Origin of the sequence: Ferrimonas gelatinilytica, from assembly GCF_039544205.1 — a bacterium.
Taxonomy (GTDB): Bacteria; Pseudomonadota; Gammaproteobacteria; order Enterobacterales; family Shewanellaceae; genus Ferrimonas; species Ferrimonas gelatinilytica.
In genome coordinates, this window is sequence record NZ_BAABLF010000004.1 from 57,792 (window position 1) to 70,294 (window position 12,503).

The 12,503-nt window shown below is 60.8% G+C and carries 12 protein-coding genes; 6 read left to right on the plus strand and 6 right to left on the minus strand.

Translation table 11 applies throughout. The annotated features are described in order from the left end of the window. Positions 1-147 precede the first annotated feature (147 nt). Entirely contained in the window at positions 148-2,133 is a 1,986-nt protein-coding gene (locus ABD997_RS01660; protein WP_345315271.1) for a BCCT family transporter, read from the minus strand. 450 nt (positions 2,134-2,583) lie between these two features. On the opposite strand from ABD997_RS01660, the gene ABD997_RS01665 reads away from it, so the two are divergent. Next, positions 2,584-3,033, plus strand: a complete 450-nt coding sequence (locus tag ABD997_RS01665; protein ID WP_345315272.1) for a hypothetical protein — start codon at positions 2,584-2,586, stop codon at positions 3,031-3,033. A gap of 6 nt (positions 3,034-3,039) precedes the next feature. Here ABD997_RS01665 and ABD997_RS01670 read toward each other — a convergent pair whose 3' ends face one another. Genes ABD997_RS01670 through ABD997_RS01685 form a run of 4 tightly spaced genes read right to left on the minus strand, consistent with a single transcriptional unit; the run spans position 3,040 to position 6,050 of the window. Then, on the minus strand, positions 3,040-3,852 hold the full coding sequence (locus ABD997_RS01670) for an ATP-binding cassette domain-containing protein (RefSeq protein ID WP_345315273.1): 813 nt from the start codon (positions 3,850-3,852) through the stop codon (positions 3,040-3,042). A gap of 9 nt (positions 3,853-3,861) precedes the next feature. After that, on the minus strand, positions 3,862-4,551 hold the full coding sequence (gene modB / locus ABD997_RS01675) for a molybdate ABC transporter permease subunit (protein ID WP_345315274.1): 690 nt from the start codon (positions 4,549-4,551) through the stop codon (positions 3,862-3,864). After that, the gene (gene modA / locus ABD997_RS01680) at positions 4,541-5,269 is read right to left on the minus strand and encodes a molybdate ABC transporter substrate-binding protein (protein ID WP_345315275.1); all 729 of its coding nucleotides are present in this window, start codon (positions 5,267-5,269) and stop codon (positions 4,541-4,543) included. Before modA ends, modB begins: the two co-directional genes overlap by 11 nt. Positions 5,270-5,285: 16 nt before the next feature. Then, complete coding sequence (locus ABD997_RS01685; protein WP_345315276.1) at positions 5,286-6,050, minus strand: Crp/Fnr family transcriptional regulator; 765 nt, start codon at positions 6,048-6,050, stop codon at positions 5,286-5,288. Between the two features lie 299 nt (positions 6,051-6,349). Here ABD997_RS01685 and ABD997_RS01690 point away from each other — a divergent pair, with 299 nt between their 5' ends. The 4 genes from ABD997_RS01690 (at position 6,350) to ABD997_RS01705 (ending at position 10,532) form a co-directional block, all read left to right on the plus strand. Continuing rightward, a complete protein-coding gene (locus tag ABD997_RS01690) occupies positions 6,350-8,812 on the plus strand; it encodes a DMSO/selenate family reductase complex A subunit (protein WP_345315277.1) in 2,463 nt (820 codons plus the stop codon). A 19-nt stretch (positions 8,813-8,831) separates the two neighbouring features. Beyond that, entirely contained in the window at positions 8,832-9,449 is a 618-nt protein-coding gene (locus tag ABD997_RS01695; protein ID WP_345315278.1) for a DMSO/selenate family reductase complex B subunit, read from the plus strand. A gap of 66 nt (positions 9,450-9,515) precedes the next feature. Then, the gene (locus ABD997_RS01700; RefSeq protein ID WP_345315279.1) at positions 9,516-10,124 is read left to right on the plus strand and encodes a TorD/DmsD family molecular chaperone; all 609 of its coding nucleotides are present in this window, start codon (positions 9,516-9,518) and stop codon (positions 10,122-10,124) included. 144 nt (positions 10,125-10,268) lie between these two features. After that, on the plus strand, positions 10,269-10,532 hold the full coding sequence (locus ABD997_RS01705) for a hypothetical protein (RefSeq protein ID WP_345315280.1): 264 nt from the start codon (positions 10,269-10,271) through the stop codon (positions 10,530-10,532). Between the two features lie 42 nt (positions 10,533-10,574). On the opposite strand, the gene ABD997_RS01710 is transcribed toward ABD997_RS01705, so the two are convergent. After that, positions 10,575-11,483, minus strand: a complete 909-nt coding sequence (locus ABD997_RS01710; RefSeq protein ID WP_345315281.1) for a LysR substrate-binding domain-containing protein — start codon at positions 11,481-11,483, stop codon at positions 10,575-10,577. A 182-nt stretch (positions 11,484-11,665) separates the two neighbouring features. Here ABD997_RS01710 and xapA point away from each other — a divergent pair, with 182 nt between their 5' ends. After that, positions 11,666-12,496, plus strand: coding sequence for a xanthosine phosphorylase (gene xapA / locus ABD997_RS01715; protein ID WP_345315282.1), 831 nt, complete (start codon positions 11,666-11,668; stop codon positions 12,494-12,496). Positions 12,497-12,503 lie beyond the last annotated feature (7 nt).

The following is a 12,503-nucleotide window of genomic DNA, read 5'->3' on the forward strand; positions in this document are numbered from 1 at the left end:
ACCCCACCAATCCAGCCCCCGGGGCTGGGCCCGCTAACGCCTTCGGCAGTTAAGCGGGTTTACCACCGTCTCTCATGGTCCCGAAGGGCCCTGACGGTTTCGTAGAGCCGCGCCCGTTTGAGGGGCGCGGGCTCAAAGCTCTTGGATTTACTCCCGAAGGACGTGCAGGAAATGGAGGTGCTTCTCGTACTGATCGAGAATGTCTCCAATCACCTGTTCGCGAGTCCAGCCCATGATGTCATAGTCCTGGCCGCCTTCACGCAGGTGAACCTCGGCGCGGAAGTACTTGCTCTCGTCGTCCTCCTCGTCCTCCTCCGTGACCACGAAAGCCGGGCGCAGGAAGTCGCGTGGGCGGGCTTCATACTCGAAGTCCATCTCCTCACCCAGCACTACTTCGAAGCGAACCCTGTGGCTCCCATCATCCTTGATGACGTTGACCTCAACCATCTGCTTGCGCAGCTCTTCCGCCACCTGTTCCATCGCCGGTTCCACCACCTCATCAATGAAGCGGTTAACGTGACTGCGACGGGGAAACTGCATCATGTTACGCAGGCGACGATCCCAGGAAACCGGGTTTCGGGTCACCCGGGGGGCGAGGTTGGCCGCTTGCTGGCTGTCCTTCTTGTGCAGGTCCACCCGCAACGCCTGCAACAGGCCGTAGCTCGCCACCATCAGGATCGCGGCAAACGGCAAGGCGCTGGCGATGGCCACCGTCTGCAGGGCAGACAGACCACCGGCCAACAGCAGCACAATGGCCACCACTCCCATCACCGCAGCCCAGTAGATCCGCTGCCACACCGGGGTGTGGTCATCCCCACCGGAAGCCAGCATATCCACCACCATGGAGCCGGAGTCGGCGGAGGTGACGAAGAACACCACGATCATCAGCATGGCGATGCCGGAGAGGAGCGACGAGAACGGGAACTGCTCCAGGAAGATAAACAGCGCCAGGGAGGAGTCCTCACTGATCACCGTACCGAGACGATCCAGGCCCTGATGGAGAATCATATCGATGGCCGAGTTACCAAACACCGTCATCCACGCCAGGGTGAAACCGGCGGGCACAAAGAGCACCCCCATCACGAACTGGCGAATGGTGCGGCCTCGGGAGATTCGGGCGATGAACATGCCGACAAAGGGCGACCAGGAGATCCACCAGCCCCAGTAAAACAGGGTCCAGCCCCCCAGCCAGTCGGTCGGGTCGTAGGCGTATAGGTTAAAGGTCTTGGAGACGATCTCCGACAAGTAGCTGCCGGTGTTCTCAACGAAGGTCTGCAGCAGCAGTACCGTTGGCCCCAACAAGATAATCAGGGCCATCAGCCCCACCGCCAGCAGCAGGTTGAGCTCCGACAGGCGGCGGATCCCTTTCTCCAGCCCGGTCACCACGGAGATGGTGGCCAGGGTGGTGATCACGGCGATCAGGATCACCTGGGTCTGGGGCCCCACCGGAATATCAAACAGGTAGTTGAGCCCCGCATTCACCTGGGCCACCCCGAAACCGAGCGAGGTGGCCACCCCGAAGACGGTACCCAGCACGGCGAAGACATCCACCGCATGGCCGATGGGGCCATAGATCTTCTCCCCGATCAGGGGGTAGAGGGCACTGCGCAGGGTCAGCGGTAGGCCATGACGGTAGGCGAAGAACGCCAGGATCAGCGCAACAATGGCGTAGATCGCCCAGGCGTGCAGACCCCAGTGGAAGAAGGTGATCTTCATCGCCTCCTTGGCCGCTTCCACGGTCCCCGGATCTCCCACCGGCGGACTCATGAAGTGCATCACGGGTTCGGCGACGCCGAAAAACATCAGGCCGATCCCCATGCCGGCGGAGAACAGCATGGCGAACCAGGAGGAGTTATTGAACTTGGGCTCTGCGTGATCCGGTCCGAGCTTGATGTCGCCGAAACGGGACAGCCCCAAAAAAGCGACAAACAGGAGGATCAGGGCCACCACCAGGATGTAGAACCAGCCAGCATTGGCGATAACGGCGGCCTGAAGGGCGGAAAACTGGTTAGCGGCCTGATCAGGCGCAACGGCGGCGTAAGCCACCAGCAACAGGATAAGCAGGGTGGCAAAGCCAAAGACGGGGGGATTAATTTTACTGTTTATTTTGAGCTTATTTGGCTCATCAGACATGGTTCCTCCAAAACGAAGCACTCTGGCTTCGATACTTCTACACGCAATGCACCAATAAAGGGTCTGGCCTGAAGCGGGCACCTGAAGGAGAGGGAATAAGGAAGGAAAAGCCTGCCTTAGCCACTACGACAAGCCAACCGATACAGCATTGGCACATTGTAGGCAACGCGCTCCAGGGTGAGCACCCGAAACACCTTGCATCGACGACGGCGGGCCTACCCCACCGTTAAAAAATCGTTGATACCATACACAAGTTTAGTGAATGTAACCATTCACAAGTGAATGCTTGCTCACATTCTGTGACCCACGCCAACTCAGTACCTGCGCGACTGGCGCAAAATCCGACAGCCCATTCACTCTCCCGGCAGCGGATATGATGAGGATAACGGTTCCAACCGAGACGACCTGCTAGACTCGCTCCCACCTCCCCCTCCTGACCGGCATTTACCCATGAGCCTGATGCGAAACCTGCGTACCCAATGGAGCAGTAACGATCTCGCCGAGGCGTTGATTACCCTGTTCCAACGCTGCCCGCCCATCGTGGATCTGTTTGTCGGCGCCACACCGATGGACCAGGTCGCCCACAAGATCGCCACCATCGTCCAGGCGCAGGCGCCGGAGTTGGTCAGGGAGAGTCCTGTCGAACCGGCACACGCTTTGCCGATCCTTGCGACCGCCGTCCAAGCCGTGGTGCTCAAGAGTCTCCAGGGCGAGCAGCTACTCCAGGCGGAGTATCTGATCCTGCCCCTGACTCGCACACTGGTCGATTCACTGGACACCGCAAATCTGCCTGCTGCGCAGCAACGGCTTGCGGAGGGGATCCTGCGCCTCTATCGGCAGTGGGAGGAGGCATCACGCCAGCAACGCAGTACCCAGCGCAACATGATGCAACACCAGTAGGCCAGGCTAGCCTCGCCCTTTGAGCCAAGCGGGATCGCTCACCAGGCCCACGGTCTGGCGTGGCTGGAAGTCGGGGGCAAACTCATCCAGCTGCAGCACCAGCTCACCGCTGTCCGCGTCATAACGCACCACCCGACCATGACCTCGACGCCGGGGCAGGTACTGCCCCATGGTTTCCGGGCTGCCGATCCGCTCGATGCGCCCGCTGCTCATGGTGATGATGGGATCACAGAGGTGCAGCGTCTCCGATACCGAGTGGCTGATAAAGATCATCGGGATCCGCGCCGAAACCTCCTCCAGGAAGCCCATCAGGTGCTGCCGGCTGCTCAGATCCAGCGCGGCCAGGGGCTCATCCAGCAAAAGCAGTCGCGGTGAAGCAGCCAACGCCCGGGCTATCGCCACCCGCTGACGCTGACCAGCCGAGAGGGCGGGTGCCGGTTGATCCAGGAGTTCGGTAAAGCGGCACGCTTCGGCCAGCTCCTCGATCCCGAACAGTGGATTCATACTCTGACGCCGGGCCAGTTTCAGGTTTTGCCGCACTGTCAGGTGGGGGAAGAGGCGGCTGTCCTGAAACACCACTCCGATGCGGCGCCGCTCCGGCAGCACAAAGGTCTCCGTGGCGCTGTCCTGAAGCACCTCGCCATCGAGCAGGATTCGCCCCGGCAACTCCCTTTCCAGACCACACAGGGCCCGGAACAGGCTGGTTTTTCCCACCCCGGAGGGGCCAAAGAGACCGACGATACCCGCCAACGGCAGAGAGAGTTCAAGATCAAAGCCAAACTCGCCCAACTTCCCTTGCAGGGTCAGTTCCAGTTTCATCATCGTCCCTTACCAGTAACCCCAGGCACGTTTGCGCCTGTCCATGCCAACATAGATAAACAGCAGCAATACCAGGGAGATCAGCAGCAGCCCGCCGGCTAACAGGTGGGCACTGGCGTAATCCAGGGCCTCCACATGCTCAAACAGGGCGATGGCGATCACCTGGGTCTCCCCGGGGATGTTGCCGCCGATCATCAGGACCACGCCAAACTCCCCCAGGGTGTGGGCAAACCCCAGCATACCCGCCAGGACAAAGCTGTGCCGGGTCATGGGAAACACCACGTAATGAAACCGTTTCCATTTATTCATTCCCAGGGTTGCCGCGGCTTCCAGCTCCCCCCGACCCAGGGTGGCAAAACTGGATTGCAGCGGCTGCACCACGAAAGGGAGTGAGTAGATCATCGACCCCACCACCAGACCGGAAAAGGAGAAGGCCAGGGTGGTGCCGGTGAGCGCCTGGATCCACTGACCCGGAAGATAAAGCGGCGAGAAGAGCAGCAGCAGGTAGAAACCCAGTACCGTCGGCGGCAGGATCAGCGGCAGGGCGACCAGGGCCTCCACCACGGGTCGCCAGCGGGCACGGCTGTGGGCCAGCCACCAGGCCAGCGGCGGGGTTACCAACAGCAGCAGTGCAGTACTGATCGCCGCCAGTTTCAGGGTGATCCAGAGCGCTTCCAGATCAGCAGGATTAATGGTCATCGGGGATGTTGTATCCAGCTTGAGACAGTAACTCGTTCTGAGCCAGTAGGAATTCCAGCAGCGCTCCGGCCTCCTCGGGATGAGCGCTGCGGTTCAGCACCACCCCCTGCTGCGTCAGGCTACCGTGCCACTGGGGCGGGATAAGCCAGTACTGCTGGGGCGGGATCCCGGCCGCCTTAAGCTGAGCCAGGGACACCAAACCGGCCGGGGCATTGCCACTTTGTACATACTGAAAGGTATGCAAAATGTTGTTGCCACGCACGACTTTTCCTTTGAGTTTGCTGAGTATATCAAGATGTTGTGCCGCCTGTTCGGCCGCCGCACCGTAGGGGGCGGTGCGGGGATTCGCCATCGCCAGTCTCGACGACCAGTGGGTCAGCGTTGTCTCATCGGCCAGCCCACCGGGATTCCAGAATGCCAACACGCCCACCGCATAGTCACTCAGGGTCTCTTCTGACGCCAGCCCCTGTGCCACCAGTTGAGCCGGACGGAGATCGTCGGCGGCGAGGAAAAGATCGTAGGGCGCACCGTGGAGGATCTTGGTGTACAGCGCCCCGGTGGCACCGGCGGAGATCTGAACCCGGTTGCCGGTCTGCGCCTCCCAGGCGGCCACCACCTGCTCCAGGGTGGACTTGAAGTTGGCCGCCACCGCCACCTTCAGCGTCGCTGCCTGGACCGGCAGACCCAACAGCAACAAAAGAGGGAGTAAAATTCGCATCGATTTACACTTGTCCTTAAGAGGATTGAGGTTTGGCCCGGATCAGGTCGTAATGCCGACGGGCTTCACTGCCCATCTGCCCCTTCAGGGCGCCGTAGTCCACCAGTTCCAGTGAGCCATAGTGGTTGATCAGGATCTGCCGCTCACACAGCTCCGCCACCACCTTGGTGCAGTACTGTCGCGTTGTGCCTGTCATGGTACACAACTCATCCAGGGTGATGGGGATCACCCGCTCGTCACGGCGCAGCCGCGCGGAGAAAATCATACAGAGGGTAAAAATAAGGTGCTCTTTCTTGCTCAAAATGGAACGCAGGAGAAGATGGTCCTCCACCGTGCGGGAGTAGCGGTTCTTTTTCTGCAAATAGAATTCGAGAAAGCCATCCTGTTGCCGACAGAGTCGATAAAGGGTTTCCAACCCTAACCACTCGAGTTCACTCTTTTCCAGCGCGCGGTGGGTGACGTTATTTTCCACCTCCCTGTTCACGCCCCGGGGGAAAATAAAGTGCCCGGAAAACAGCAGTTCGGTACTCGCCAGGGTACCATCATGAAAACCCACCTGGCGCATCAGGGTTCCCTTGCGCAGCAGGGCCAGTCCGATCCCCAGAGACGAGGGGCACAGGGTTTCCCCCTTGGCGAGACTCAAACTGTGAATCATCCCCCCTAGCCGCTCGTTGCTGTCCAACCCCAAGGTTTCCAGTCGTTGCGGCAATGTCTCAGTAACCCAGTTGCCCACGACGATAACCTCAAAAATACAGTTCAGTCGCAGGATAATGCCTGCCACATCCTCAAACAGTGACCCAACCTCCACTTAACAATAGTGGTATCTGAAACTCCACTTTTAACATCTGCACAGAAATTTAACCTGGGTCACAGATACCGATATCCCACTTACAGAATGCAAACAGGGTGACATTTTCTTTTCCCCGGGCCGGGATAATTCCGGCTTCTCCGGCTGGGATAGCAATACGCAGATAGAGAATAAAAACAGTTTTTATTTATCGGTGACCATAAAACTCGCTCTTTTTCCGCGCGTGTACCAACAAGCCAAAAACCGAATCGCTTTAACCTTTGAGGTAACCTATGCAACGTCGTGAGTTTCTAAAGCTGAGTGCGACCGCAGGCGCCGTTTCCTACCTGACGGCCTGTGGCAGTAGTAAGAAAGAGACTGTGATCCCGGAGCTGCCCGCCGATCAGCAGGTGAACTATTCCGCCTGCCTGGTGAACTGTGGCTCCAACTGTCCACTGAGGGTGATCAGCCAGGACGGACGTATCCTCCGTGTGGAAACCGACCACTCCGGCACCGACCAATACGGTGATCACCAGGTGCGCGCCTGTCTGCGTGGCCGCTCAATCAAGCAGCGAACCTATGCGGCCGACCGGCTCAAGACGCCCATGAAACGCAAAGCCGGCACCAAGCGGGGCGATGGTCAGTACGAGGAGATCAGTTGGGACCAGGCGTTCCAGGAGATCGGCAGCAAGGTGATGGAGCTGCAAGCCTCCCACGGCCCCCGCGCCATCTACCACCACTACGGTACGGGTGCCTACTACGGCTTCGCCAGCAGTGCCTGCATCCACCGCGCCCTCAACCTGTCCGGCGGCCACCTGGGCTACTACGGCAACTACTCCTGGGCCGCGCTCAATGTCGCCGGCCCTGCCACCTTTGGCACCGGCGGCACCAGCGGCACCCGGTTGTCGGAGATCGTGCACTCCGATCTGGTGGTGGGCTTCGGCTTCAACCCCTTCGAGATCCGGATGTCCGGCTCCGGTGAGCAGATCGACTTCCTCAACGCCATGGAGCAGCGTCGCGCCAACAACCAGCCTCTGGATGTGATCATCATCGATCCTCGCTACACCGACACCAACCTGGGGAAAGAGGACCAGTGGCTACCGATCCGTCCCGGGACCGATGGGGCCCTGGCCGAGGCGATCGCCTACCTGATGATCAGCTCCGGCTGGGTCGAGCAAAACTCCAAGGCGTTCTTGGACAAGTACGCCATCGGTTACGACAGGGCCTCCCTGGAGCAGGCGAAGCTGGATAACCCGGAGTACGCCGAGCTCATCGACTCCGATGAGAACTACCACGACTACATCATGGGGCTGGGCCGGTACGCCGAGCAGGGCCCCCGTACCGCCGAGTGGGCCGCCGCCCGATGCGGTATCCCGGTCAACCAGATCCAGGCCCTGGCCGATAAGATCATGGCGGCCCAGACCCCCTACATCACCATCGGTGCCGGCTGTAACCGCCACGCCTGTGGCGAGCAGACCATGCGCGCCCTCTACATGCTGCCGATTCTCACCGGCAAGCTGGGTGAACACGGAGTCAACAGCGGCGAACTGCCGGCCAACTTCAGCCTGGGCGCCAGCGGCATGAGCGCCGGCAGCAACCCCGAATCCGCCCGCATCAGCTTCCACACCTGGGCCGAAGCGATCGAGCGCGGCGAAGAGATGACCGCCACCACCGACGCTGTCAAAGGCCTGGAAGCGGGCGAGAAGCTGGGCACCAACATCAAGGCGGTGTTCTCCTCCTCCGGCAACGCCCTGATCAACCAGCACTCCGACATCAACCACACCCGGGCGATCCTGGAGGATGAGTCCAAGTGCGAGATGATCGTTGTCACCGACTGCTGGATGACTGCCTCGGCGAAGATGGCGGACTACATCCTGCCGGACACCACCTGGGTAGAATCCAATGACCTGGCCAACGACAGCTACGCCTCCGGTGAGACCGGCTACCTGACCTTCCTCAGCAGCGGCATCGAGCCGATGTACAACTGCCGTAACCTCTACCAGATCGGCCTGGGCTTGGCCAAAGTGTTCGGCCAGGAAGCGGCCTACACCGAGGGGCGCACTGAGCAGGAGTGGCTTGAACATCTTTACCAGGGAACCCGCGAACGCAACCCTGAGCTCAGCCTCCCTGCGACCTATACCGAGGCGCAGAAACTGGGCTTTGTGCGTCGCCACAGCCCAAAGACCCACGTCGCGCTTCGAAGCTTCATCAAGGAGGGCCAGCCGCTGAACACCCCTTCAGGGAAGATCGAGATCTTCTCCCTCGATTGGGCCCGCAAGCGTGATGAGTGGACCCCACTGTCCGACAAGGCATTTGACCAGATCACCCCGCTACCCCACTACACCGAAGCCTGGCAGGGCTTCGAAGATGCGGAGACCCGGGACGAGTATCCGCTGCAGATCGTGGGATACCACACCAAGGGCCGTACCCACTCCAGCTACCACAATGTCGAGTGGCTGCGCGAAGCGGTGGAAGACGCCGCCTGGTTCAACCCCGTCGATGCTGCCAAGTACGGCGTCCGGGGCGGCCAGACGGTGACCCTGAGCAGTCCACAAGGGGCGATCCGGGTGCGTGCCAAGATCACCCCCCGGGTGATGGTGGGCGTAGTCGCCATGGCCCAGGGTGCCTGGTACAAGGGCAGCACCGCCGGTGCCGTGGATGCCGGGGGCTGCCTCAACACCCTGACCAAGTACCATCCGCTGCCGGTATCCAAGGGCAACCCCCAGCACACCGTCCGCGTAAAAGTGACCGCTTAAGATTTTGGAGAGAGTGACCATGAACGAGAACAAGCAGTACGGCTTTTACGTCGACACCAGCAAGTGCACCGGCTGCAAAACCTGCCACGTCTCCTGCAAAGATCGCAAAGATCTGCCCAAAGACGTGAAATGGCGCCGGGTCTATGAATACGCCGGCGGCAACTGGCAGGAGAACGGGGACGGGACTGTCGAGCAGAACATCTTCAGCTACTACGTCTCCATCGGCTGTAACCACTGCAGCAACCCGTTGTGTGTCAAAGCCTGCCCGACCGGCGCTATGTACAAGCGCCGCAGCGACGGCCTGGTACACGTGGACCAGGGGATCTGCATCGGCTGTGAGGCCTGTGCCCGTGCCTGCCCCTACGATGCCCCGCAGATCGACAGAGATCGCGGCGTGATGACCAAGTGCGACGGTTGCCACGAGCGCCTGGCCCTGGGGCGCAAGCCGATCTGTGTCGAATCCTGCCCCCTGCGTGCGCTGGATTTCGGCCCCATCGAGGAGCTGCGGGCGCAGTACGGCAGCAACGCCGACATCAATCCGCTGCCCGCCTCCAGCACCACGGAGCCAAACCTGTGCATTAAGCGCAACCGCAACGCGCGCTCCGGTGGCCAGGTACTGAACTGGTTCGAAGTGTAAGTCCCGGCAGGGGGCGGGCGATCATCCGTCCCCTGCTCTTCTCAACGTCATGACGTTGGAGACCCCATGAGAGACCTCTTTCCCTATGCAGCCGCCGCCTGTGGCGTTCTGCACAACGTGTTTTATCCCAAACCCAACCCCGCCTTTCTGGCGGAGCTGACCGATTCCGGCCTGCTGGCGCAGTGGCCCGGTTTTGGCCAGGACCCGGCCGATGCCGTGGCGTCCATTCTCGACAGCCTCAAGCAAGATGACTTCGATGCCATCGAGCGGGACTATTACCAGCTGTTTGTCGGCCCGGGTGGGATGGCCGCCTACCCCTGGGGATCCGTCTACACCGACAAGGAGAACCTGGTGTTTGGCGACACCACCCTGGCCTGGCAGCAGTTTTGCCAGCAGCAGGGGCTCACCTTCGAGCTTGACCATAATGAGCCCCAGGATCACATCGGTCTTATCCTGGCGGTCCTCTCTCAGCTGTTCGAACAGGGAGACGAAACCGCCATCATGACCCTGCTGTCCGACCACCTGCTGCCCTGGAGCCACCGATTCACCGAGGCGGTCACGACCCAGGCGCACACCGGGTTTTACCGGGGCTTTGGCCAGCTGACCGCCCTGCTCCTTGCCGACTGGCAGCAGCGACTGGAGGTGACTCCAGCGCCCCTCACGCTGTATCGATGAGTGCCGTCCCGGCGACCATCCCGGGCACGCACGCCAACACACCGCCTGTCCGGATCACCGGCAGGCGGTTTTTTCTCGGTCGGCAAGGGGTACACTGCCCTTTAAGATGCGCAGACGCATCCCCTCAAGCACGGGAGTCGGATCATGTCACCGGAGATCACCATAGGGCTGGCCATTGCACTGGGCCTCGTCATCATCATCGGCATCAAGGTGGGGTTGCATCGGGTGGTCCGGTTTAAGATGGATGAGAGCGCCATCCAGGCCTGCCTGAAGGCGCAACCCGAAGGAGAAACCGTCAGCGCCATCGCCAACCTCACCGGGATCGATGAAGCTCGGGTCGAGGCGGTGTGCCAACAGAGCAAGGGGATCCAGCCCGACGGCGGTAAGCGCTGGCGTCTGGATACCTGAGACCGGACCACCTGCCCCACCCTCTAACGGCACAATGCCGCGTTAACGCTTCCGCCAACTGGCAATGAACGCCTCGCCGGCAGCGGTCAGGGTACCGGGATCGTAGATGGCGTAGAGCCCCGCCTCGATGCGCTCCTTGAGCGGAACAAACCGGACCTGCTCCCAACGGTGGTTGGTGAAGCTGGACGGGACTATGGTGACATGGCCGCTATAGCCGATGAACGCCATCAGGGTGCCGGGCTCTACGAACTCCTTACCGATTCTTGGCAACACCCCCTGCTTGCGACACTGCGCCAGGAAGAGATCCCCCGAGGCGGAGTTCATGCGACTGAGCATACTTATCTCACAGTCCCGGAGATCCTCCAGCGACAGTCTGGCACGACCAGCGAGGGGGTGACCCTCCGCCATCGCCACCACGAACGCCTCTTCGGTCAGGGCAGTGGCGCTGAGAGGGTGGATATTCATCGCATCGGCGAAGCGCACCAGCCCCATGTCGATGCGGCCCTCCTGGAGCCAACGTTTCTGCGCCTGGGGCGGCAGCTCCTTCAGATCCAACTGCATATCCGGGTGTCGCTGCTGGAAACGGGTCAGTCGGCTGCCGAGCCCGGACCAGAAGGCCGAGCTGACCAACCCCATCTTGAGGGCAGTTCCCTGCGCCTGCCCCGCCCGTCGAACCCGGTTTAAGCCATGGTCCATCACCTGGAACAGGTGCCCACATTCGCTTTGCAACGCCTGCCCCGCCTCGGTCAGTTCCACGTTTCGGGAATCCCGGTGAAACAGGGTTACCCCCAGCAGGGCTTCGAGCTCCTTAATCTGGTTGCTCAGGGGGGAGGGGGTGATGTTGAGCTGCTGCGCCGCCCGGCCAAAGTGGCGGACTTGGGACAGCACGAAAAAGTAGCGCAGCATCCTCAGGGTCAGCTTATCGCTGGGCAGGGGGGTATCGTGATTCATCGAAAGTTCCACAGGCGGAACTTTCCACTGCAACGCGCCGGACGTGGCGGGTGGCAGACGTTCGTTCCGCAAACCTATCGACATATTGTACTGAAAAACAGAATGATCAGGGGGAATTTAGCAACGTTCTCGAGAAGGTTCTCTGCTACGTTGCGAGCTCCGGCAACCTCTGAGGAAAAATAATGAATAACGATCCGGTCAACCTGGCCCTCGAGACTATCCGTCAACGCAAACCCGGCTTTGAACCCAAAGCCGCTTTCATACTCGGCTCCGGCCTCGGCGTCATCGCCGACGCCCTGGAGGACAAGGTGGTAATCCCCTACGAGGAGCTGGCAGGCTTTCCCGTCAGCACCGTACAGGGCCACTCCGGCGAGCTGGTGCTGGGTAAGATGAACGGCATTGATGTGGCCTGCATGAAGGGCCGTGGTCACTACTACGAGCATCAGAGCATGAAGGTGATGACCACACCGGTTCGGACCTTTAAACGCCTCGGCTGTGAATTCCTGCTGGTGACCAACGCCGCCGGCTCCCTGCGTCCCGAGCGTATCGATGTCGGCTCCCTGGTGGTGTTCAACGATCACATCAACACCATGCCCGAATCCCCCATGTGTGGCCCGAACGATGAAGACTACGGCCCACGCTTCTTCAGCCTGGCCAACGCTTACGACAAGGATCTGCGCGCCGAGGCCCTGGCCGTGGCCGAACGCAACGACATCCAACTCAACGAAGGGGTGTTCGTCTCCTACACCGGCCCCAACTTCGAGACCCCGGCGGAGATCCGCATGATGCAGATCATCGGTGCCGATGTGGTCGGCATGTCCGTGGTGCCAGAGGTGATCTCTGCGGCCCACTGCGGCCTGCCGGTCCTGGCGGTCTGCGCCATCACCAACATGGCCGAGGGGCTGGGAGACGTGGAACTGTCCCATGAACAGACCCTGCGCTGCGCCAAGTTGGCCGAAGCCAACTTCATCCTTCTCATCGAACAGTTTATGGCGAACCACTTCGCCCGTTAGGAGCTCT

Coding starts and splice junctions, on each gene's coding strand:
- ABD997_RS01660 (WP_345315271.1), bottom strand. CDS start 2,133: ATGTCTGATGAGCCAAATAAGCTCAAAATAAACAGTAAAATTAATCCC.
- ABD997_RS01665 (WP_345315272.1), top strand. CDS start 2,584: ATGAGCCTGATGCGAAACCTGCGTACCCAATGGAGCAGTAACGATCTC.
- ABD997_RS01670 (WP_345315273.1), bottom strand. CDS start 3,852: ATGAAACTGGAACTGACCCTGCAAGGGAAGTTGGGCGAGTTTGGCTTT.
- modB (WP_345315274.1), bottom strand. CDS start 4,551: ATGACCATTAATCCTGCTGATCTGGAAGCGCTCTGGATCACCCTGAAA.
- modA (WP_345315275.1), bottom strand. CDS start 5,269: ATGCGAATTTTACTCCCTCTTTTGTTGCTGTTGGGTCTGCCGGTCCAG.
- ABD997_RS01690 (WP_345315277.1), top strand. CDS start 6,350: ATGCAACGTCGTGAGTTTCTAAAGCTGAGTGCGACCGCAGGCGCCGTT.
- ABD997_RS01695 (WP_345315278.1), top strand. CDS start 8,832: ATGAACGAGAACAAGCAGTACGGCTTTTACGTCGACACCAGCAAGTGC.
- ABD997_RS01700 (WP_345315279.1), top strand. CDS start 9,516: ATGAGAGACCTCTTTCCCTATGCAGCCGCCGCCTGTGGCGTTCTGCAC.
- ABD997_RS01705 (WP_345315280.1), top strand. CDS start 10,269: ATGTCACCGGAGATCACCATAGGGCTGGCCATTGCACTGGGCCTCGTC.
- ABD997_RS01710 (WP_345315281.1), bottom strand. CDS start 11,483: ATGAATCACGATACCCCCCTGCCCAGCGATAAGCTGACCCTGAGGATG.
- xapA (WP_345315282.1), top strand. CDS start 11,666: ATGAATAACGATCCGGTCAACCTGGCCCTCGAGACTATCCGTCAACGC.